21 protein-coding genes and 3 pseudogenes are annotated in these 19,320 nt (G+C 59.5%); 13 read left to right on the top strand and 11 right to left on the bottom strand.

What is annotated here, in order from left to right:
• Nucleotides 1-99 precede the first annotated feature (99 nt).
• Nucleotides 100-887: pseudogene (locus IQ26_RS20780) on the top strand (IS110 family transposase).
• 236 nt (nucleotides 888-1,123) lie between these two features.
• On the opposite strand, the gene phnF reads toward IQ26_RS20780, so the two are convergent.
• Nucleotides 1,124-1,879, bottom strand: a complete 756-nt coding sequence (phnF, locus tag IQ26_RS20775) for a phosphonate metabolism transcriptional regulator PhnF (protein ID WP_145720216.1) — start codon at nucleotides 1,877-1,879, stop codon at nucleotides 1,124-1,126.
• 165 nt (nucleotides 1,880-2,044) lie between these two features.
• On the opposite strand from phnF, the gene IQ26_RS20770 reads away from it, so the two are divergent.
• The 12 genes and pseudogenes from IQ26_RS20770 to IQ26_RS40490 form a co-directional block, all read left to right on the top strand.
• Nucleotides 2,045-3,553 (top strand): ABC transporter substrate-binding protein, encoded by a 1,509-nt coding sequence (locus tag IQ26_RS20770; RefSeq protein WP_145720215.1) that lies wholly within the window; start codon nucleotides 2,045-2,047, stop codon nucleotides 3,551-3,553.
• An 11-nt stretch (nucleotides 3,554-3,564) separates the two neighbouring features.
• Nucleotides 3,565-4,515 (top strand): ABC transporter permease, encoded by a 951-nt coding sequence (locus IQ26_RS20765; RefSeq protein ID WP_145720214.1) that lies wholly within the window; start codon nucleotides 3,565-3,567, stop codon nucleotides 4,513-4,515.
• The gene (locus tag IQ26_RS20760) at nucleotides 4,508-5,440 is read left to right on the top strand and encodes an ABC transporter permease (protein WP_145720213.1); all 933 of its coding nucleotides are present in this window, start codon (nucleotides 4,508-4,510) and stop codon (nucleotides 5,438-5,440) included. The genes IQ26_RS20765 and IQ26_RS20760 overlap by 8 nt, the downstream gene beginning before the upstream one ends.
• The gene (locus IQ26_RS20755) at nucleotides 5,437-7,107 is read left to right on the top strand and encodes an ABC transporter ATP-binding protein (RefSeq protein ID WP_145720212.1); all 1,671 of its coding nucleotides are present in this window, start codon (nucleotides 5,437-5,439) and stop codon (nucleotides 7,105-7,107) included. Before IQ26_RS20760 ends, IQ26_RS20755 begins: the two co-directional genes overlap by 4 nt.
• A gap of 221 nt (nucleotides 7,108-7,328) precedes the next feature.
• The gene (locus IQ26_RS41525) at nucleotides 7,329-7,700 is read left to right on the top strand and encodes a DUF1045 domain-containing protein (RefSeq protein WP_407660219.1); all 372 of its coding nucleotides are present in this window, start codon (nucleotides 7,329-7,331) and stop codon (nucleotides 7,698-7,700) included.
• Nucleotides 7,693-7,989: a hypothetical protein gene (locus tag IQ26_RS20745; RefSeq protein WP_145720211.1), complete on the top strand. Its 297-nt coding sequence runs from the start codon at nucleotides 7,693-7,695 to the stop codon at nucleotides 7,987-7,989. The genes IQ26_RS41525 and IQ26_RS20745 overlap by 8 nt, the downstream gene beginning before the upstream one ends.
• 309 nt (nucleotides 7,990-8,298) lie before the next feature.
• Entirely contained in the window at nucleotides 8,299-9,549 is a 1,251-nt protein-coding gene (locus tag IQ26_RS20735; RefSeq protein ID WP_162458027.1) for an alkaline phosphatase family protein, read from the top strand.
• Nucleotides 9,550-9,626: 77 nt separating this feature from the next.
• Entirely contained in the window at nucleotides 9,627-10,046 is a 420-nt protein-coding gene (locus tag IQ26_RS20730; protein ID WP_145720208.1) for a phosphonate C-P lyase system protein PhnG, read from the top strand.
• 38 nt (nucleotides 10,047-10,084) lie between these two features.
• Nucleotides 10,085-10,207 carry a hypothetical protein gene (locus IQ26_RS41120; protein ID WP_276316438.1) on the top strand — a complete coding sequence of 41 codons (123 nt, stop codon included), beginning with the start codon at nucleotides 10,085-10,087 and terminating at the stop codon, nucleotides 10,205-10,207.
• Nucleotides 10,204-10,509, top strand: coding sequence for a phosphonate C-P lyase system protein PhnH (locus tag IQ26_RS20725; RefSeq protein WP_162458026.1), 306 nt, complete (start codon nucleotides 10,204-10,206; stop codon nucleotides 10,507-10,509). Before IQ26_RS41120 ends, IQ26_RS20725 begins: the two co-directional genes overlap by 4 nt.
• Before the next feature lie 16 nt (nucleotides 10,510-10,525).
• Entirely contained in the window at nucleotides 10,526-10,630 is a 105-nt protein-coding gene (locus tag IQ26_RS41115) for a phosphonate C-P lyase system protein PhnH (RefSeq protein WP_145720206.1), read from the top strand.
• Between the two features lie 206 nt (nucleotides 10,631-10,836).
• Nucleotides 10,837-11,001, top strand: a pseudogene (locus tag IQ26_RS40490) (carbon-phosphorus lyase complex subunit PhnI); the annotation flags it as partial.
• A gap of 138 nt (nucleotides 11,002-11,139) precedes the next feature.
• Here IQ26_RS40490 and IQ26_RS20710 read toward each other — a convergent pair.
• The 10 genes and pseudogenes from IQ26_RS20710 to phnG form a co-directional block, all read right to left on the bottom strand.
• The gene (locus tag IQ26_RS20710; RefSeq protein ID WP_145720205.1) at nucleotides 11,140-11,766 is read right to left on the bottom strand and encodes a TraH family protein; all 627 of its coding nucleotides are present in this window, start codon (nucleotides 11,764-11,766) and stop codon (nucleotides 11,140-11,142) included.
• Between the two features lie 11 nt (nucleotides 11,767-11,777).
• Complete coding sequence (locus tag IQ26_RS20705; RefSeq protein ID WP_145720204.1) at nucleotides 11,778-12,974, bottom strand: conjugal transfer protein TraB; 1,197 nt, start codon at nucleotides 12,972-12,974, stop codon at nucleotides 11,778-11,780.
• Between the two features lie 281 nt (nucleotides 12,975-13,255).
• Nucleotides 13,256-13,787, bottom strand: a pseudogene (gene istA, locus IQ26_RS20700) (IS21 family transposase); the annotation flags it as partial.
• Nucleotides 13,788-14,076: 289 nt separating this feature from the next.
• Complete coding sequence (locus tag IQ26_RS41520) at nucleotides 14,077-14,631, bottom strand: DUF1045 domain-containing protein (protein ID WP_145720203.1); 555 nt, start codon at nucleotides 14,629-14,631, stop codon at nucleotides 14,077-14,079.
• Nucleotides 14,565-15,386 carry a phosphonate C-P lyase system protein PhnL gene (gene phnL / locus IQ26_RS20690; RefSeq protein ID WP_145720202.1) on the bottom strand — a complete coding sequence of 274 codons (822 nt, stop codon included), beginning with the start codon at nucleotides 15,384-15,386 and terminating at the stop codon, nucleotides 14,565-14,567. Before phnL ends, IQ26_RS41520 begins: the two co-directional genes overlap by 67 nt.
• A gap of 12 nt (nucleotides 15,387-15,398) precedes the next feature.
• Nucleotides 15,399-16,196 (bottom strand): phosphonate C-P lyase system protein PhnK, encoded by a 798-nt coding sequence (phnK, locus tag IQ26_RS20685; RefSeq protein ID WP_145720201.1) that lies wholly within the window; start codon nucleotides 16,194-16,196, stop codon nucleotides 15,399-15,401.
• Entirely contained in the window at nucleotides 16,193-17,113 is a 921-nt protein-coding gene (locus IQ26_RS20680) for an alpha-D-ribose 1-methylphosphonate 5-phosphate C-P-lyase PhnJ (protein ID WP_145720200.1), read from the bottom strand. The genes phnK and IQ26_RS20680 overlap by 4 nt, the downstream gene beginning before the upstream one ends.
• The gene (locus IQ26_RS20675; protein ID WP_145720199.1) at nucleotides 17,110-18,210 is read right to left on the bottom strand and encodes a carbon-phosphorus lyase complex subunit; all 1,101 of its coding nucleotides are present in this window, start codon (nucleotides 18,208-18,210) and stop codon (nucleotides 17,110-17,112) included. Before IQ26_RS20675 ends, IQ26_RS20680 begins: the two co-directional genes overlap by 4 nt.
• Nucleotides 18,211-18,822 carry a phosphonate C-P lyase system protein PhnH gene (gene phnH / locus IQ26_RS20670; RefSeq protein WP_145720198.1) on the bottom strand — a complete coding sequence of 204 codons (612 nt, stop codon included), beginning with the start codon at nucleotides 18,820-18,822 and terminating at the stop codon, nucleotides 18,211-18,213.
• A complete protein-coding gene (phnG, locus tag IQ26_RS20665; RefSeq protein WP_145720197.1) occupies nucleotides 18,819-19,286 on the bottom strand; it encodes a phosphonate C-P lyase system protein PhnG in 468 nt (155 codons plus the stop codon). The genes phnH and phnG overlap by 4 nt, the downstream gene beginning before the upstream one ends.
• Between the last annotated feature and the right edge of the window lie 34 nt (nucleotides 19,287-19,320).

Raw genomic sequence — 19,320 nt, 5'->3', positions numbered from 1 at the left:
CTTTTAGACCCCATGCTCCCTCCGCCCAGGTGCGCGTCACCTGCCGCCGCCAGAATGCGACCGCAGTACGATATTCACTGGCACGACAATAGGAGGGAAATGATGACAACTACCTACTATATCGGACTGGATGTCCACAAGGACACAATTTCCGCCGCGGTAGCTTACGCCGGCCGGGAGGAGGCGTGATTCTTCGGGCAGATTGCCAACACGCCGGAGGCCGTCACAAAGCTGGCAGCGAATTTCAGCAAGGACAATGCCCAGCTCCATTTTGCCTATGAGGCCGGCTGCTGCGGTTACGGCGTCTATCGCCATATATCGAACCTCGGGCACCGCTGCGATGTGGTAGCTCCTGGCCTGATCCCAGTTCGCCGAAGCGAGCGAGTAAAGAATGATCGTCGCGATGCCTTGATGATCGCACGATTATTGCGTGCAGGCGAGCTGACCCCCGTTTGGGTCCCCGACGAGGCGCACGAAGCGATGCGCGACCTTGTGCGGACACGGCATGATGCCGTTCTCCCGTTTCGAGCGGCCAAGCCAGCTCATGGCTTACGTTGGCCTCGTCCCTGGGAAGACTCAGTGGCAGTCGAACGCGCCGTGGCGGAATTACCAAGGCAGGCAATGACGCCGTTCGACGTGTGCTCGTCGAAGGTGCCTGGAACTATCGAATGCCAGCCCGGATCAGCAAGAACATGATGGAACAGCAAAAGCGTTTGCCCGCAGAGGTAAGAGAAATCCCGTGGAAGGGACAGGTGCGCCTTCACCAGCGCTATCGCGCCATGATGGCTCGCGGAAAAAAGTCGACGGTCGTAGCAACCGCCATCGCCCGGGAGATGCTGGGCTTTGTCTGGGCAAGCGGCTGCTACGTTCAACCCTCCCACGCCTGAACGAGGTGGTCGAGACGGCTTTTGGTGGTGGCGTGCTTCCAACGGCAGGAGAATCCTTGTGCCTCGGTGTTGGGTAGAACGTTCACGTATCGACGCCCGTTTTTAGACAAAGGCAGCTCCGCGACGAACCAGGGTCCTGCGGCAGGCATAGAGCTGAACCCGCGCATAAGAGTGTGATCAACCGTCGCTACGGGCGGCGATCCTCTCGCGCGTTCGACCGCACCCTCATGCGCTCCTCAATACTCCACGGTCAGTTCGACGCGATCTGCGCACCAGCGAGTCTCGGAATAGCTTATTGGCACGCCATCTGGATCGACATCAATCTTGCGAGTAATTAAAATCGGACGAGACATCGGCTGGAAGAGCTTTCGAGCCTCATCTTCGGTCGGCGGACGAGAACTGATGCGGGTCGTCCTCCTTCGATAGTCCTCAATTCCGTAGTACTGATACGTTTTAGTAGTGCTGCTCAGTTCGGTGTAGACGCGTGTAATATCAGGAAATCGCTTCGCGGGGAAATACACGTCACCCGTGGCAATAATTACCTTCCCAGCGAACGAGTTCACCTCTATGTGGGTCACCAAAGCCCCATCTGAGAGGTTGAGTGCTGTTCTCACAGGATCGAGCGGCAAGAGCTCCTGACTTCCTACAACCTGATAAGCGGGATCCCGGTTTTGATCCATCAGGTTCTGCGAGAAACGCGTGCGCGAAGAAATTCGATAATGCACGATCTCATCATGCACAAACGTACCCCGGCCCTGTTCTATACGCACTAAACCTCTGGCTTCAAGTCCGGCCATGGTTTGGCGAAGCGTGTGCCGGCCAACCGAGAAGCGCGCCATTAGCTCAGGTTCTGTCGGCAGTTTTGATCCGGGTGGGTAAACGCCGGCGATAAGTTCGTTCGAGAGAACGTCTTCAATTTGCTTCCACACAGCCGGCCCAGGCTTTCGGCCGAGTAGGCGTCGCTCATCGGTGTTACGATACTTAAGGGGCATAGCTCACCTCGGGAATTTGTCCAAGGGTGCCTCCAACTGTCTGTCGTGTCATAATATCGTAATCATCCGGATGTTTAAAGCCCTCGTACTCTTGCTGCCGGTGCCTCCAGGCAGCTGTCTATGGTCCCTTACTTACTCGTGCCGTAAAAAAAAGGAACTGTTTCAATGTATCGATCTCGCAGTGCGGGAGTGATGGTGCTTGCTCTTGGCGCCTTCGCCCTCTTCTCGTCGCCCGCTTTGAGCGAGACGCTCCGGATATCTCATAACCTTGGCCTTGGCGGGCGGGAATCGCTCGACCCGGTTTCTCCGAATCGCTTCCTTCCAGCGATTGCGATGATCTACGATCGGCTGGTCAATCCTGGCAAGAACGGATTGCCAGAGCCTTCCCTGGCCCTATCGTGGAATAGCTCGGCTGATTTCACTGAGTGGACGTTGAAGCTTCGAGAAGGGGTCCGCTTTCACAATGGTGAGCCGTTCTCTGCGGAAGACGCCGCGTTCTCGCTAAAACGCATATTGAATCCAAAGCTCGCCAGCCCTGTTCGTTCCTTCCTCGGCATTATCGACAGCGTTGACGCCGTCGACGCAACAACGCTTCGCGTGCAGCTCAAGCAAGCGCACGCCGATTTTCTGATGCTCCTTACGGACTATCGCGTTCGAATGGTCTCCTCGAAGGCGGCACATGGCGATCTGGATGCGGTCTTAGACAGCGGCATTGGCACCGGCCCGTTCAAGCTGTCGAAGCTCGACGCGCGCAATACCACGGTCTTGGCCGCCAATCCCGAACACTGGGAGGGGAAGCCCGGCGTTGAAGAGGTAGATATCATTGCTATTGCCGATCAGGACGCCCGCAATCAGGCGCTGCTTGCGGGTCAGATCGATCTAGCAAGTGTAGCGCCAAACGAAGTGGGGCTGTTCAAGACCAACAAGCAGTTTGTCGTCCAGCAAGTTCCCGCCGGCAAATTCAACCCTATCGTTATGCGCACGGATGTCGCCCCATTCAACGACATCAGGGTCCGTAAGGCCCTGAAGATGCTCGCCGATCGCGAAAGCCTAAGAAAGCTTGTCATCGGAGACGCAAATGGTAGCCTCGCTTGCGATGAGCCGGTCTGGCCCGGCGATCCCTACTTTAATTCGAGCATTACCTGCCCTACTGACGTGGAAGGCGCGAAAAGGTTGCTCAGTGAAGCCGGATATCCTAACGGTTTATCGCTCGACCTCTATACAGCCTCCGTCGAACCTATCATGATCCCTCTAGCGGAGGCTTACCAAGCGCAAGCCGCCAAGGCTGGGGTGAAGGTCAATGTCAAGGTCGTTCCCGCCGACGGCTACTGGACCAATGTATGGATGAAGCCGAACCGGCCGTTCGTCGTCGGAAACTGGGGTCAAAGAGCCGCAGACCAGGTCTTGAACGAGGTGTTTCGCGCTGGTGCGAAATGGAACGAGACGGCTTGGAACCGGCCAGACTTCGAAGCCCTGCTCGATCAGGCACGCAGCAGCGCAAGCTTTGAGGAACGCAAGTCGATCTACGGCAAGGCGCAAGCGGTGCTCGCTGAGGAAGGTGGCCAGTTTATCCCGTTTTTCCGGAACGAGACGCGGGTTTACTCCTCGTCCGTCGATAACGTTAGCCATGTTCCAGACAACATGCTGCCCTGGCACAAGATCACCAAGAAATAGGCATCAGTTCAATGACCATGTTGCATGCGCTTTTTTCACGCGTGCTTTCTCTGTTCTTGGTCTTGTGTGTATGTTTCTTTGCACTTGAGACTTTGCCCGGCGATGCTTGCACGGCTTTTCTCGATCAGGACGCCCGCGATCCGGAACTGCTGCAAATTTGCCGGGCGAATCTAGGAATCGATCAGCCCATTCTCGTTCGTTTCGGCGAATGGGCTGAAGCCCTCATGCGCGGAGACCTCGGCACTTCCCTGACGCGCGATCGTCCAGTATCGGAGGTAATTGCTCCCGAGCTGCGGAATACCTTCCTGTTGGCATTGGTCTCCGCAATCGCATCGGTGCCGCTTTCAATCATTCTTGGCATCATTGCAGCCACAAGGCCTGGCTCGCGCCTCGACATGACCTTGTCGGCGGTTTTTCTCATCGCAATGACATTGCCGGAGTTCATTATCGCGACATGCATGATCTTTCTTTTCGCCATCTCGCTACAATGGTTCCCGGCAGTTACGATCGTTCCAACAGGCGCGCCTGTTCTCGACATGCTGCCCAACATCGTACTTCCAGTCGTCACACTCTCGCTTGTTATGGTCGCCCATACCATGCAAGTCGTGCGTTCACGTGTCATCGGGATCTTGGAAAGCGATTTCATCGAGGCTTGTTGGCTCCGCGGCTTTTCATATTGGCGAATCCTTTTTGGCCACGCCTTGCCAAGCGCGCTTCCGCCAGCGCTGAACGTCATTGCTCTCAGCCTAGCGTCGCTTTTGGGGGGCGTCGTCGTGATCGAGCGCGTGTTTAACTATCCCGGCCTGGGCACCCTGACGCTGCAAGCTATCCATGATCGGGACATGCCGCTGGTTCAGGGCGTGGTTGTGGTCTTCACGCTAACTTACACAGGCCTCAGCCTCCTAGCGGACACGATTTCGACTTTGCTGGACCCGCGAGCGGGAGCAAACAACCATGCTTGAACCAGCCAGCATCACGGACGGCGCTGTCGGCTCGGCGGATCAAAAGGGCCTCAACGTCAACTCTTCACCCAAAAGGTCGTTTCAAAAACTCCTGAGGATCATCCTCTCCACACCTTCGGGAGTAGTAGGGTTTGGGGTCGTCGCCGCGCATGTTGTGGTCGCGTTGATCGCTCCGGCCATTGTTCTGCATGATCCACTCGCCCAGGATCCCAACCAGATCATGGCGGCCCCAAGCTGGACCCATCCCTTTGGAACCGACCTGCTTGGCAGAGACGTATTGTCTCGCACACTTGAAGGCGGAAGAGTGGCTATCGCCGTCACCGCCTTGAGCGCGCTGCTCGCCCTCATCGGCGGCGCTGCCATTGGGATCACCGCCGCAATGCGTGGTGGCTGGTTCGACAGTTTGACGATGCGGCTCGTCGAGTCCATCGGTGCGCTACCCTATCTTCTGTTCCTACTGGTTCTGGCGAATGCCTTCCCGGGAAGCGCGTTCGCGCTCGTCCCTGCGCTGGCAATCTTCTACAGCACCAGCATCGTGCGCGTATCCAGGGCGGCGGCCTTGAGCGTGGCGTCAGCGGACTTCGTTACTGCCGCTCGCGTCAGGGGAGAGAAGGCTATTACCGTCCTTCTCCGGGAGGTGCTCCCCAATGTGCTAGACGTCGTTTTGGTCGATGGAGCTTTGCGCTGGGCAAGCATGCTGCTTGGCTTTAGTTCGCTTTCGTTTCTCGGCTTCGGCGTGGCGCCACCGACTCCCGATTGGGGCCTAATGATCTCTGACGCTCGAAACGTCATGGCTATCGCCCCCTGGGCGGTGTTTTGGCCGTGCGTCGCGCTGTCAACGCTGATTTTGGGGGCGATCTTTCTTGCAGATGCGGCAAGCAAGGCCGTCGGACTCCAACGGGCACCGGAAGGACTCAATCCATGACCCCTTTTCGCAACAACCGCGCAGGATCTCTAATCGACGTCGCTGGGCTGAGTGTTGCGACCACAAAGAGTGTCGGCCTCATTTTGGAAGATGTCGGCCTAACGGTTCAGAGAGGTGACGTCGTCGGCATCGTTGGTGAATCCGGGAGTGGAAAGAGCACGCTCGCACTCGCATTGTTAGGGCATTTCAAGACGGGCCTCCGCCCGGTGTCTGGCAGTGTTCTAATCGATGGACGCGATGTCGTCTCGGCTCCGAAGGCCGATATTGTGAGCCTTCGACGGCACCTGGTGAGCTATGTGCCCCAAAATGCCGGCCTTTGCCTCACACCCACCAAGCGTATCGGAGCCGCCATCGAGGAAATCTCGCATCTTCAGGGGGAAAGGTCGGCGAAGAAAAACCGGTCGCGTGTGGTTGAGCTTCTCGAGGCCGTAAGGCTTCCAAACGCTGAAGAGCTAGCCGCCCGTTACCCGCATGAATTGTCGGGCGGTCAGCAGCAAAGATGCGCGATTGCGATGGCGCTTGCTGCAAACACGGAGCTTCTCATACTCGATGAACCGACCTCCGCGCTCGACGCGACAACGGTCAACGAGCTGTTGAGCCTCCTCCGAAAGCTTATCGTCGAACGCGGCCTTACAATAATTTGCGTAACACATGATATGCGCGTTGTCGCACGACTATGCACTCAAGTCGCTGTTATGCGGAAAGGCAGGCTTGTCGAGCAGGGGCGTTGCCAAGCGATCTTGAACACACCGCAACATTCTTACACCCAGATGTTGCTTAGCGCGCAGCTTGGGTTTCGCGCACGGAGGGAAGAAGACCTGCCTCACAGTGACGGCCACGCTTGTCTCAACGTCTTGGATATCAGGGACGTTACCGTACGCTATAAACCTCGCTCGCCTTTGTTGGGCCTCTGGCCTTCTGACCGACGAGGATCGGCGGCGGCGGCTCTGCAGGACGTAAGTTTCTCTGTCGAAAAGGGAAGGATCGTTGGCGTCATCGGAGAGTCCGGGTCCGGCAAGTCCACTCTTTTGAAGTCCATTGCCGGCGTATCGACGCCGTCTGCCGGCGAAATGGTTTTCATGGGAGGTGAGGATCTTGCTAAGCTAAAGACGAGATCGACGAGCCTTCGTCGCAGCATCCAGCTCATATGGCAAAACCCTCTGGCAGCATTGAACCCAAAGCAGACGGTGTTCGACGCCATTGATGCCCCATTGCGTCTCTACTTCAAAATGTCCGGCACGAGACGGCGGGCACGTGCAGCTGAACTTCTGGCACAAGTCAAACTCACTGCAGAGTATCTGGACCGTTTTCCGGCCGAGCTGTCGGGAGGACAAGCCCAGCGTGTGGCAATCGCGCGCGCGTGCGCGGCCGAACCCGAAATCATGCTGTGTGATGAAATCACGTCCGCGCTCGACGTTTCGGTCCAAGCCGCCGTACTCGATGTCATCAAGGGCATCCGGAGTCAAACGGGATGTTCTTTCGTATTCGTATCTCACGACTTGGCGGCTGTAGCTTCGATCGCTGACGAAATCGTCGTTCTCAAAGACGGGGTGATCTGCGAGGCAGGGCTGACCAACCGCATTCTTCATAACCCGTCTCATCCCTACACCAAACGTCTTCTCGAGGCCTTCGCCGGCACAGACGCAAGGTTCTCATTCGCCGCATGATCACCATGAACATCCTGAGCAGCGCCCGCCGCTACGCTATGTGTTTCTCTCGTAGCTCACCCGCTAAGCCACGCAGCAGCACAGTGGTTCGGCTCTGCCACTGTCGAAGGTGCGTCTGCTCAGCGTTTTTGCCGCTCAGCGGATGAGGTGGAACTGACGGCAAAACCCAAGCGATATGGTTTTCACGCCACGCTCATGGCGCCGTTTTACCTCGCAAAGGTGTGGATCGCAAACACTTGGAGCACGCTATCGGGGAATATGCGAGTTGCGAGCGACCATGCCCGATCGGTCCGATGCGTGTCGGATTACTAAGGGGCGTCTTCACTCTTTTGCCGCGTGAGGAAACCCTTATCCAGCGGGGCTTTGCCTCTCGCATCGTTTCCGAATTCAACCCTTTCCGCGCCCCTTTGACCAGCCACGACCTCCAAGGCAGTTTCACCCGGCGCTCGACGAGAGGGAAATTACGAACCTTGCCCAATGGGGTTATCCGTTTGTCCTATCACCAACCCTTTTTGAGCAGGAGCGACCGGCTGCCGACTTCGGCGCCCTGTCGAGATTCCAGTTTCGACAAGGGAGGACGGGGTAATGACTGACTGCAACCACAAGGGAATTTTGGTTCGTCTCGTAGGCCCGAGCCGAGCCGGCAAGGACACGCTGCTGAAACTGGCGAAGATCGAGCTGGCCAACGACGAACGTTTCGTTTTCGTGCGTAGAACCGTTACTCGTTCAGCCCGTAAGGACGAGGACAGCGAACCTCTTTCGGATCATGCCTTTCAACAAGCCTCGAACGTGGAGATTTCTCTCTGCATTGGCGCGCGCATGGCCTCTCGTACGGGTTGCCCGTGGCTATCGACGAGTGGCTGGCGGCTGGACGGGTTGTGATCGCAAATGGTTCACGCTTCGCTTTGAGCCAAGCCGGCGAGAAATATCATCGCTTGAAGATAATCAACATCTTTGTGCCGCCAGACTTGCTGATTAATCGGCTGCAAAAGAGGGGGCGCGAGGACGGCGATGCTCTTGTAGCGCGCTTGAACCGAAGCAACGCCCTCGACTTAAGCGCTTTTGATGTCTAGGAAATCGACAATTCCGGCGCACCAAGCCAAGGCGCAAGAACTCTCATCCTCAAGCTTGTTGGTTATGTCGACCGTACCGACAGCGAGAAAGATTCCCCTCTCTGAAAAGGTTAAATCAATGCCAAGCAAAAAGCTCATCTTGATCATGATTGACGGCGTTAGCGCGGACTACTTCGACACGCATCGAAATCGCCTGCCGCATCTCTCCCAGCTTGCGGATCGCGGCTATCGGGTCAAACGCATGAAATCGCCGGTACCAGCAGTTTCGATGCCAGGAAGAGCATCTTTGCTGACGGGCGTTGCCGCAGACAGGCACGGTATCTACGGAAACCGGTTGCGTCAGGATGGACAATTCAATCCGGCAGACGCCAAAGATGTTCGCGTACCTACGATCGCGACCCTGGCGAGCGCGGCGGGCCTCGACGTTGCATGCGTCGGACATGCGCTGATAAAGCCGGAGGATGTATCTTTGTACGTCCCGCCATGCTGGATGAGGGATAGCGGCTTCACCAAGGTGACGGCGACGGGCCGAGATGTGTCGCTGCTAAAGGTCAAGGATCCGCTTCAACGCCTCGCCGGCGTTTCACTGCCATTCGGCGATTATGCTTCGATCACCGACGCGTCGATGGGGCCTTCCGAATATTCCGTCGCCGACCGCCAGATCGTTTCTGCCGCTGCGGCACTTCTGCGTTCGAGTACCGCACCCGAGGTGATCATCACTGAGATCAACGTGACTGACTCAGCTCAACATTTTCATGGCTACGAGAGCGATGAAGCACATGCTGCAGCGGAGTTTGCTGATGGCCTCGTGGGCCTCTGCCTTGATAGCCTGCGCCAGAACGCGACAGGTGACCAATACAATATTGCCATCGTCAGCGATCATGGACATGAAGCGATCTCAAAGACGATCTACGTCGATCGCCTGGTTCCAAATCTCGTTTGCGATACCGAGGGATCGACTGTCCATGTCTTTGTCGATAACGTATCCGAACGCAGCTATGCGGAAGAGAGGTTCGCGTCTATCGGCGCGGTAAGCTTAAGCCGCTCCTATCTGCCAGCAGAACTGCGGGATCGCGTGGCCTCGTTTGCGGCCCCATCCGGTTACGACTTCGCGCCGGCGCCGGGTGGCGCGGCACCAAAAGCGCTCACCGGCGACTCTGACTACAAGTCTATGCACGGTCTACAGCCTGGTAACCCAGCTGACGATCGGTTCTGCCTGTTCTTCGGACCCGACGTGCCGAACGGTCTCGCCGAGACGGCGGAGGCAGAGAGCTTTGCGCCTACGGTCGGTGCGCTCCTTGGCCTCTCGCTGGACGCATTTCCCGCATCTCCCTTGTTCGTTCCGGCACCAGGGTTCCCGAAGGCCTGAGCCTGCACCGCTCGAACATCAATAGCGGCCATCCAGCCGGACACTCGCTCGAAGCGCAATTGAAAAAAGAGACAATTATGGCACAGGAGGCGACCGGCGATCCGGTCATCACACACTACACCCACAAGCAGGCGCTCGAGATCCTTGCCGCCTGCCGTCCCGACGCAATCAAAGCGCTGGCGGAGCGGTTGCTCGACGACATTGGCGAGGTCACCGTCATAAGCAACCGGACCGGACTTGCCACGCTGCCTTATCAGGACACCGTTAAGGGGACCGCATTCCACTTGGGCGAAGTACTTGTCGCCGCGGCGCATGTCCGGCTGTGCGATCACGACATGGAAGGCTACGGCGCCGTCGTCGGTCGCGACCTCGAGCATGCGATGGCCATGGCTGTAACCGACGCTGCGATTGCGGGCGGCCACCGTTGCAATGTGATCTCCGAGTTTCTCGATGCCGAACAAAGGCATCAGGAGGAAACCGATCGCGAGCGTCTCTAGAAGGTCGAGGCCACCCGCGTCCAGATGGAGACTTTCTGATGACCCTCTCCCTTCTTCCGACGGCTGACGACAGCCGCACCAACGCCAGCTTCGAAGAGCTGATGTGGGCACTGAGCCGCCCCGGCCTCATTCGAACTTGCCTGCCGGCGGGCTCTCCGTGATCGCCGAGAGCTTGCTCGACCGCGAATGCACTTTCTGTGTCGAGAGCGATCAGGATCTGGATCGCGCTTTCGCCATCACCGGCGCCCGTCGGGTACCGCTTGCCGAGGCCAACTATGTCTTCGCACCGCTTGCAACTGCGGAAGAGGTGGCAAGGCAAGCGGTCTTGCGGATCGGCACCCTCGCCTATCCGGACGAGGCGGCCACCTTGTTTGCGCCTGTCCGTTTCGGATTTGGTCAGGAGTTACGACTGACCGGTCCCGGCATCAAGGACAGCTTGACGGATCGCGATCGACGGCATTGACCCGAACTTTTGGGCAATGCGTGCGCGGGCAATCCGTTATCGACTCGGCTGGGATCTTTATCTCGTCGACGGCGACCGCGTCGTTGGCATCCCGCGCTCCACCAAAATCGAGGTGCTCTGATGGCCTATGTAGCAACCCGTGGCGGCGAGCACGCCATCAACAGGCGGAACGGCTTTATCGTGACGATCTCGGCACGATCGGAAAAGATCGCGTCGACGCCATCCGCAACAACCTTCCCTATTTGATCGATCGCTTGATGGGCGAGGCCTCGCTCTACGAACCCGATCTTGCGGCTTTGGCGCTGGCCCAGGCGGGCGGTGACCTTTATGGAAGCCGTGCTCCTGCTGCGCGCCTATCGCACGACCCAGCCGCGCATCGCCGTCGCCGACCCGGTCGCTCAGCCAGACCTCTTCACCGTCCGCCGCATATCGGCAGCGTTCAAGGACATTCCCGGCGGTCAGATCCTTGGTCCCACGCTCGACTATTCGCACCGCCTACTGCAGGTCGGCGTGCTGATGGGCGAGGATTATTCGCCGGAACCGGTCGTCCCGGCAACAGAGCCGGCGCCCGCCACACAGCCGTCGCTTGCGGCTTGGCAACAGGCGGCGAACGTGCCGCGGGATAGTCTTCTAATCCTCTGTTGCGGCGCCGATCCCGGAAAGATCGATCCGGATGCCAGCCTTGTTGGGATCCTCGTCGCTCAACGGCGGATCGGGCAGGCCCTCCTCGGGAGCGTCTTCGAGTTCGGCCGCGCGTCCATCTTCTTTTTGCGTCGAGGGTTCATCGGGCTTCGGTGTGGCTATATGGACATCGCCGGGGTCCGGCTCGGTGAAGACCGACCTGCCTTCGAAAGTGCCGCTTCGCCAGGCAACAATCGCGTCCTCGAACGCCTCGTCGGCCGGTGCTCCATACCATTTCGCGACGATCCGATAGACCTTGCCGAAGAGCGCCGTTCCCAGGCCGATGTTGGCGCACGCATCGACCAGATCTGGTTTCAGCTCCGACACGTCCTTAATGCCAAGTCCTGCCGGATATTGCGTGACGCCAACGCGGACAACAGCTTGTCCGACATAGCGGCGTACCAGGGCCATAGCCTCCTCGGGCGTGGTCGCCGGCGGCGCGAGGATCATGCGATTGCCCGATGTGATGGAGACCCCGAGCGGATTGTCCGATCCCACTGTCGCGATGAACTTCTCGACAATCGCGGGTCTCAGGCGCGGGTCAGCGCATTGCTGGATGAGGGCGGCATCGATCACAAATGGCTTCCTCAGATGTTGAACGCGATGACAAGAGGCAAGCCGAACAGCCGCGCCCACGCTTGCGAACTCGCCTTCTGGATGGCGACAATGTTGGTGTTCTCGGTCCACCAGCCATTGCCGGTAGCGACGATGAGATCGGGCGAATAGAGCAACGACTGGATGATCGGCCAGACGATCAGCTGTTCATAGCAGATCAGCGGTGCGACACGGTCGCCACGGAGTTCGACGACAGGATTGACGAAGAGGTGTGCCCGTGCCCCGCCACCTTCTCCCGTCCAGGCCAGCCAAGGCTGCCACATCGACACCGGGACCGGCATCCTCTCCCGGTAGAGGATTCTTGTCCCCCGGCCGCTGATCTCCATCATCACGTTGTCGTAGGCGTCCCGGTCGACGATAGCCGCGCCGGCGACGACAGTGATATCGGTCCCCTCAAGCTCACGCGTCCAGAGTCGTTCGACCGTCGGGGTCCAGATCCCGAGGGCGCTCTCCGGCAGCACGACAGTTTTCTTAACGCCAGCAGCATCGGACTTGACCAGGCCAATCGTTTTAAGCTGCTGTTCGTAGCCCGCATACTGGCCGGCAACGCCTCGGAATTGCGTGTCGACTCCCGTCCATCCTGACGGTAGGGAAGGGGGCGTCCAGGTAGTGGCGGACCAGGCGCAAAGTCCTCCCAAGACTGCGACCGCGATCGGCCACCTACTTGTCGTCATGACGAGCACGATGATCGCGGTCGCGACCAATCCGGCCCATCCAAAACCGGGAAACAGAACGCCGGCGGCCGCGATCGGATGTGCCCAGCCGACAATACCAAATGGCGGAACACTCATGACGATCGCCGCGACGCCATAGCGGGCTGTCTTGCTCACGCCCGGCCGTCGTGTCCAGGCCGCAGCATGAACGATGACGAAGACGAGAGAGGCAGCAACCCAAAACCCAATTCCGAGAACTAGGTCGGCACCGTAGAAATTTGTCACGCCTTGCGGCAGCCCATGCGATGCTCCGAGGAAATATCCCGCCGCGGCTAGGGCCGCCAACATCCTGTTGGGCGCCATTGCCCACAGGGCTGGGAAGAACATCGCCGCGGGCAAGTGAACTGGGTTGCCGTTCCATCCAACTAGGCCGCTAGCGGTGGCAGCGAGAACGAGAATGGCGCCCACGGCGGAGTGTGCGGCGCGCGACGGACGGGAGAGGACGGTTGCTACCATGGTTTACGCAAGAATCCTCTGGCTGCTGCCGTTGCGCGTGCCAACCGACACAGGCGTGAAGCCAGCGGAAAGAGTTGGCTTTCGGCTCGTCAGTTTCGGTGAGGTGGGTCTTTGGAGCGACCCGTCATATTTGACGGGCAGGGACTTCCTGCAGGCCCAGCCGCCGTCCGTCGTGAAGCGCAGCGATATGTCCCGACTAAGCGCTCGGCTGGCGGCTCTTGCGATATCAAACCCGGTTAGGGATGCGACGTCGCCAGCAAGCGCTCCTTTCTGATATTCGACCTGTGGCCGGGTCGGCAGCACCGAACTGCCATAATGCTCGGCCATGCCGGCATAGGTGCGGTTTACCTGCGGGTCGTAGCGGCAGGCCTTGATGATGGCGACCTTGGCATTGTCGGGAACCAACAGAGCCGGCGCGCCGCCGAACGCTTCCAGTGCATTGACGTGACACCCCAGCCAGTCCGGAAGTGTCTCACTCCAGCGCGCTTCCGCATAGGATAGGCTCGAAGCGCCCAACACGGCCACGAACAGATGCGCCTGGCGCGTCTTGCCCTCAGCCGGTCGACGATCACCGTCACCGTATCGCCGGCATAGTCGACGAAGAGCTTGTCGCCGGCGGCATGGTTCTGCCGCTTACTGGCAGGTTGGATGCCCAGCCCCTGTATAGATCACAAAAGCGGCTATAGCGGTAACCATCGGGTGGCGAGCGATGTATTCGTCCCACAGGATCTGCAGCGTCACATGCTTGCGCTTCAGCTCGCGATGCACGCAAGCCCAGTCCGGCTCCACGCTGCGACGGTGCCCTGTCTTACTCGGCGGGGTTCCACGGTAATTTGCCTTCTGCTGCGGCCTATCGAAAAGCGAGCGGACTGGTTTCTACCGATAACCGAACGTCAATCGATCAAGGGGCTCGGCGAGCCGGGCCACTGAACGTCCGCGCTTGCAAACCGGTCCACAATCGCCGGATGCGCTCTACCGGGATTGATGGACGGATTGTCGGCCATGAGAGTGGACACCACTCTTTCTCGTCGGACAGTTCGCCGGCGCTGACCCACCTCGGCGGATAAATGTCTGGTGAAAGGGTTGGCACGGCTGGCTCGATCTATGTGGCAGCGATCCGATTGAAAAGTTGATCCCTGGAACTTACCTGCGGCGTGCGTCGAGCGTTCTCCTCCCATTGCGTTCGACGCGTTCCCCTCTGGAGGTTTTCGACCTTCACATCTCGCCGGGCCTTTGGGTCCGGCCTTTTTTCTGAATGTGATGGCTCGAACGTGAAAACCGGCCGCGCTAGTCCGAAGCACGCCTGTGGCCGGCACCGGCCCGAAATATCGCGAGTCATGAAGCCACCCAGCAGATCGATCTTCAGGGGACCGATCGGACATGGAGGCCAGGCCGCCACGAACTTGCGCAGGACCCGTTCCAGTTCTTCGACGGAAGTGCCGTCTCTCAGCCGAAACGGCGCCTTCAGCGTGGCATGGAAGCCATAGCGGCGAGGTTCTGACGTGAGGGTAGGATCAGCTTTCCCCTCCGCAACGGCGCCACTACCAGGCGCGAAGGCATCCCGGCCCAGCCATGCGCTTGCCGCTACAGTCAGCGGGTGTTCCGCTGCCGGCGTGTAATAGATGTCGTAACGGGGCGAAGAAGAAGGGGCTGACATCGGGCGGCGGCCTCTGCCGCTGTGGCACTGAGCCGGGTCTTACGGAGCGGTTGCTTGCCGACCTCGAACAGCCGGTCGGCGACAGCCTCGCGCACTTCCTCGTCGTGGAAGATGCCGAAGATGGCAGTCCCTCGCGCCTTTGCCTCGTTTATCAGTTCGATGACTGTCTGTCGGTTGGCGGCGTCGAGGGAGGCTGTTGGCTCGTCGAGCAGCAGCACCGGATAATCAACGATGAAACCGCGGGCGATGTTGACGCGCTGCTGTTCGCCGCCCGAGAAGGTGGCGGGCGCCAGTGACCATAGCCGTTCTGGGATACGCAGTCGGGAAAGCAGGGTGCGGGCGGCGGCATGCGCTTCCCCTGAGGCAACGCCGTTCACGATCGCCGGTTCGGCCACGATATCCAGCGTCGGCACCCTTGGAATGACACGCAGGAACTGGCTGACATAGCCGATGGTGCGGCGCCGAATTTCCACCACCTCCCATGGTTCGACCATAAGCAGGTCGATCATGGTGCCGTCGTGCCGAACACGGATCTCGCCGGCGTCGGGCTTGTAGTTCGCATAGAGCGAGCGCAGCAGCGTCGACTTGCCAGCACCGGACGGTCCGTGCAGGCACACGCACTCGCCCGAGGCAACCTTGAGCTCGATGCCGTCGAAGACCGGGATATGAACGCCGCCCTGCGTGTGAAGGACAAAGGTCTTAGAAAGCCCTCTGGCGTGAAGCCGAATATCGCTGGTGTTCATTCTGGCTGGCATTCCTTTTCCGCCTCAGACCTGCAAGACCGACGAGGCGAGCAACTGGGTGTAGGGATGGTGCGGATCGTCGAGCACCTGATCGGTCAAGCCCTGCTCGATGACGCGGCCGCGCTGCATCACCATCAGCCGGTCGGCAAGCAGACGTACCACCGCAAGGTCATGCGTGACGATGATGGCGGCGATGCCGAGTTCGCGGACAAGCCCTCGCAGCAGGTCGAGCAGCCTGGCCTGCACGGAGACATCCAGTCCGCCGGTGGGCTCGTCCATGAAGACGAGACGGGGCTTGGTCACAAGGTTACGTGCAATCTGCAGACGCTGCTGCATGCCGCCCGAGAAGGTTCTCGGCTTGTCGTCGGTGCGGGCGAGATCGATCTCGACCTTTTCCAGCCAGTCCTGCGCCTCAGTCCGGAGGTTGCCGTAGTGACGGGCGCCAATCGCCATCGGCCGCTCGCCGATGTTGCCGCCGGCGCTGACATCCATGCGCAGCCCATCGCGCGGGTTCTGGTGGACGATGCCCCAGTCGGTGCGCGCCAGCCGCCGGCGCTCCGGTTCCGACAGCGACAGGATGTCGACCGGACCGCGGTCGTTCATATCGTAGACGATCGCGCCGGCGTCAGGCGCAAGCCGGCCCGAAAGGCAGGCCAGCAGCGTCGACTTGCCTGACCCACTCTCGCCGACAACGCCAAGCACTTCGCCGGGATAGATCGCGAACGACACATCCACACAACCGACCTGGCCGCCATACGACTTCGAGACGCCCGAAACCTCCAGAAGCGCCTGCCGAGGCGCAAGCTTGCGAAGCGCGGTCATGACGGGATCTCCGTCGCGGCGAGTGCCGTGGGAGGCGCGGAGTCGTCCGCCTCGCCGGCTTGCGCCTGCTCGCGCTGCCGCGTGTTGCAGAAATCCGTGTCGGAGCAGACGAACATGTGTCCGCCGTTATCGTCAGTGATCACCTCGTCGAGGTAGGACGTCGTCGAACCGCAGAGTGCGCAGCACTGCTCCCATTTCTGCACTTCGAAGGGATGATCGTCGAAGTCGAGGCTCCTCACGCTCGTATAGGGCGGCACGGCGTAGATCCGCTTCTCGCGGCCCGCACCGAACAACTGGATCGCCGGGCTGCTCTCCATCTTCGGATTGTCGAACTTCGGAATCGGCGACGGTGACATCAGGTGGCGGGCGTTAACCAGCGTAGGGTAATCGTATGTCTTCGCGATATACCCGAAGCGAGCAATGTCCTCGTAGAGCGCCACTTGCATGGCACCGTACTCGGCATAGCTGTGCATCTTGCGCGTTTCGGTTTCGCGCGGTTCGATCTTGCGCAGCGGTTCCGGTTGGGGAACCTGATACACTATGATCTGACCCTCCTGGAGAGGCGTTTCGGGAATGCGGTGGCGCGTCTGAATGATGTTAGCTTCTTCCGCGCGCTCAGTGGTGGCGACGCCAGTAACGATCTCGAAGAAGCGCCTGATTGAGACCGCGTTGGTCGTATCGTCCGCGCCTTGGTCGATGACCTTCAACGTATCCTCGGGGCCGATGATGCTTGCGGTCACCTGTATGCCGCCGGTTCCCCAACCATAGGCGAGCGGCATTTCGCGACCGCCGAAGGGGACCTGATGGCCGGGAATGGATAGCGCCTTCAGCAGCGTCCGGCGGATGATCCGCTTGGTCTGCTCGTCCAGGTACGCAAAGTTGTAGCCCTGTGCAGGTCGAGTGGAGGCGCGTTTCATTCTGCCGCCGCCCGCGAACAAGCAGCCTCGTATGCGGCGCGGAGCCGTCTTACGAGCTGCACTTCCGCGTGGAAGTCAACGTAGTGTGGAAGCTTGTAGTGGGTGACCATGCCGGTCGCTTCGACGCTGTCAGAATGTGACAACACGAATTCGTCGTCCTGAGCGACGTACCGAACATCCTCGCCAAGTTCACGCGCCCGCATTGCTCGGTCGACAAGAGCCATCGCCAGTGCCTTTCGTTCGCAATGGCCGAACGTCAACCCGTAGCCTCTTGTGAACTTTGGCCCAGCTTCCGTCGTGCCGCGAAACTGATTGATCATCTGGCACTCGGTAACGGTGATCTCACCAATTTCGATCGCGAAACCGAGGTCTTCTGGAACAATGGTGACCGACACCTCACCGAGCCGAAGTTCCCCGACGAAGGGATGAGTGGCCCCATATCCACGTATGGTCGAATAGGCTATTCCCAATAGGAAGCCTTCATCTCCGCGTGCAAGGTTTTGCAGGCGCTGATCGCGCCCGGCAGGTAGCCGCATGGGCGAGCGCGTGAGATCGAAAGCAGCCGTGTCCTCTCTTGACCGCGTCTCCTGTTCGATCAAACCCTCGCCGCCAAGCATTTCGATGACGCCTGGTGCATTGTCGTCCAGCGGCTCTTCAGCGACCGGCGCAACAAAATCGGGGTCGCTTTTCTCTGCGAGGGAAAAGTCAAGCAGGCGATGGGTATAGTCGTAGGTTGGCCCCAGAACTTGACCGCCTGGTATGTCTTTAAAGGTTGCCGAGATGCGCCGTCGGACGGCCATGGTTCCAGTGTCTATCGGTCTGGATATCGCGATGCGCGGCAGTGTGGTGCGAAAGGCGCGCAACAGGAAAATCGCTTCAACTGAATCGCCCTGAGCTTGTTTCAGGGCAAGCGCGGCAAGCTCCCTGTCGTATATGGAGCCTTCGGTCATCACGCGGTCGACCGCGAGCCCGAACTGCTCGCTGATCTGATCAATGTCGAGTTCGGGCACGGCCCGATTGCCGCGCCGTGTCTCCGCGATCAATCGGTGAGAATTGATGATGGCCTGCTCGCCACCCTTGACTGCAACATAGGCCATCTATGCCTCCACACGAACTGATCGTGGCAGTCCGACTATTGCTTCGCCGGAGGCGAAGATGACGTCGGCCCCCAGCGGGTAGAGCTCGGAGTTCATCGCCCATTCCGCCCAGAACCAACGAGGAAGAGTGCTAATTCGCGCGGTGGTCGTCCCGTTAATTCCAGGTCCTGTCCAACGAACCCCCTCCCTGCCAGATAGAGAAGCGACTTGCAGGATCAGCGTCGATGATCGTTCGGGATACTCAACCTCACCTGGATGAAGTTCGTCGAGATGAGGAACCTGGCTCCTACAATCTGCTAGGACGAACCGGGCGTCCTTTGGCGAGGTCACGATGGGGGCTCGGCAATGAAATTGCAGCCAGGCAAGGACATCAGTCGAAGCAAGGTGAGGATCGATCCAGAGCGGCGTCTCGAAATCAGCAAGCGTGAGGCATAGGGTAGCCGTCGCGGCATGCAGGGGCGGCGGTGCATCCCGGAGTCGATTCACCAACTCGATGCGGCCGGGATAGGCGATTGCGTTCATCAGCGCTCGAAACGCCGCCTGACTATCGCAAACGGGATCGTCGAAACAGGGTCTGAGACGCGTTTTAAGGTCTGAGAGTTCTGCCGTCATTTCTGGCTTCCTCGCGCGACCGTGAAGAACTCGACTTTGGTCGAGGCCGCCTTGCGGCTGCGCTGCTCCTGTCGGGCCTTCTGGATTGACCGCAGGGGCTCAATCACGCTGCTGAATAGGCGCCCTCGTCGTTCCGCCTGCTGCAAGAGGGCATCCAAAAGCGCGGCCCGTTCGGCATGATTGTGATCTCTTCCCTTGACGTAGGCATACCCAATCCAGCCGCCGGCGAGACGCAGTGTACAACGCGTCACCGTCATTTCGCCAAGGTTGAAGGCATCGCCGGTGCCGCCTGCTCGACCCTGCACCATGACCAGGCCAGTCTCGGGCTTGTGCAACCATTCGAAGGAGAGCGGCTTGTCTCGAGGCTCCCAAAGGTTGTCTATGTCTTGCGGCTCGGCTCGCGCCAGCACGCTCATCCAATCTGAGCGCTGGCGGTTGGAATCGTGGGGTGTATCGGCGTCCATTGCTTCGGGGCGGCTCTATTTGGCATTTCGCGGC

Source organism: Mesorhizobium tianshanense (genome assembly GCF_007830515.1).
Classification (GTDB): domain Bacteria; phylum Pseudomonadota; class Alphaproteobacteria; order Rhizobiales; family Rhizobiaceae; genus Mesorhizobium; species Mesorhizobium tianshanense.
The sequence above is the reverse complement of the archived record's forward strand: the minus strand, read 5'-3'. Positions and strand labels throughout refer to the sequence as shown.

Coding starts and splice junctions, on each gene's coding strand:
- IQ26_RS20745 (WP_145720211.1), top strand. CDS start 7,693: ATGACTGACTGCAACCACAAGGGAATTTTGGTTCGTCTCGTAGGCCCG.
- phnL (WP_145720202.1), bottom strand. CDS start 15,386: ATGCCAGCCAGAATGAACACCAGCGATATTCGGCTTCACGCCAGAGGG.
- phnF (WP_145720216.1), bottom strand. CDS start 1,879: ATGCCCCTTAAGTATCGTAACACCGATGAGCGACGCCTACTCGGCCGA.
- IQ26_RS20675 (WP_145720199.1), bottom strand. CDS start 18,210: ATGGCCTATGTTGCAGTCAAGGGTGGCGAGCAGGCCATCATCAATTCT.
- IQ26_RS20705 (WP_145720204.1), bottom strand. CDS start 12,974: ATGGTAGCAACCGTCCTCTCCCGTCCGTCGCGCGCCGCACACTCCGCC.
- IQ26_RS20770 (WP_145720215.1), top strand. CDS start 2,045: ATGTATCGATCTCGCAGTGCGGGAGTGATGGTGCTTGCTCTTGGCGCC.
- IQ26_RS20730 (WP_145720208.1), top strand. CDS start 9,627: ATGGCACAGGAGGCGACCGGCGATCCGGTCATCACACACTACACCCAC.
- phnG (WP_145720197.1), bottom strand. CDS start 19,286: ATGGACGCCGATACACCCCACGATTCCAACCGCCAGCGCTCAGATTGG.
- phnH (WP_145720198.1), bottom strand. CDS start 18,822: ATGACGGCAGAACTCTCAGACCTTAAAACGCGTCTCAGACCCTGTTTC.
- phnK (WP_145720201.1), bottom strand. CDS start 16,196: ATGACCGCGCTTCGCAAGCTTGCGCCTCGGCAGGCGCTTCTGGAGGTT.
- IQ26_RS41115 (WP_145720206.1), top strand. CDS start 10,526: ATGCGTGCGCGGGCAATCCGTTATCGACTCGGCTGGGATCTTTATCTC.
- IQ26_RS20760 (WP_145720213.1), top strand. CDS start 4,508: ATGCTTGAACCAGCCAGCATCACGGACGGCGCTGTCGGCTCGGCGGAT.
- IQ26_RS41120 (WP_276316438.1), top strand. CDS start 10,085: ATGACCCTCTCCCTTCTTCCGACGGCTGACGACAGCCGCACCAACGCC.
- IQ26_RS20755 (WP_145720212.1), top strand. CDS start 5,437: ATGACCCCTTTTCGCAACAACCGCGCAGGATCTCTAATCGACGTCGCT.
- IQ26_RS41520 (WP_145720203.1), bottom strand. CDS start 14,631: ATGTCAGCCCCTTCTTCTTCGCCCCGTTACGACATCTATTACACGCCG.
- IQ26_RS20680 (WP_145720200.1), bottom strand. CDS start 17,113: ATGAAACGCGCCTCCACTCGACCTGCACAGGGCTACAACTTTGCGTAC.
- IQ26_RS20735 (WP_162458027.1), top strand. CDS start 8,299: ATGCCAAGCAAAAAGCTCATCTTGATCATGATTGACGGCGTTAGCGCG.
- IQ26_RS20765 (WP_145720214.1), top strand. CDS start 3,565: ATGACCATGTTGCATGCGCTTTTTTCACGCGTGCTTTCTCTGTTCTTG.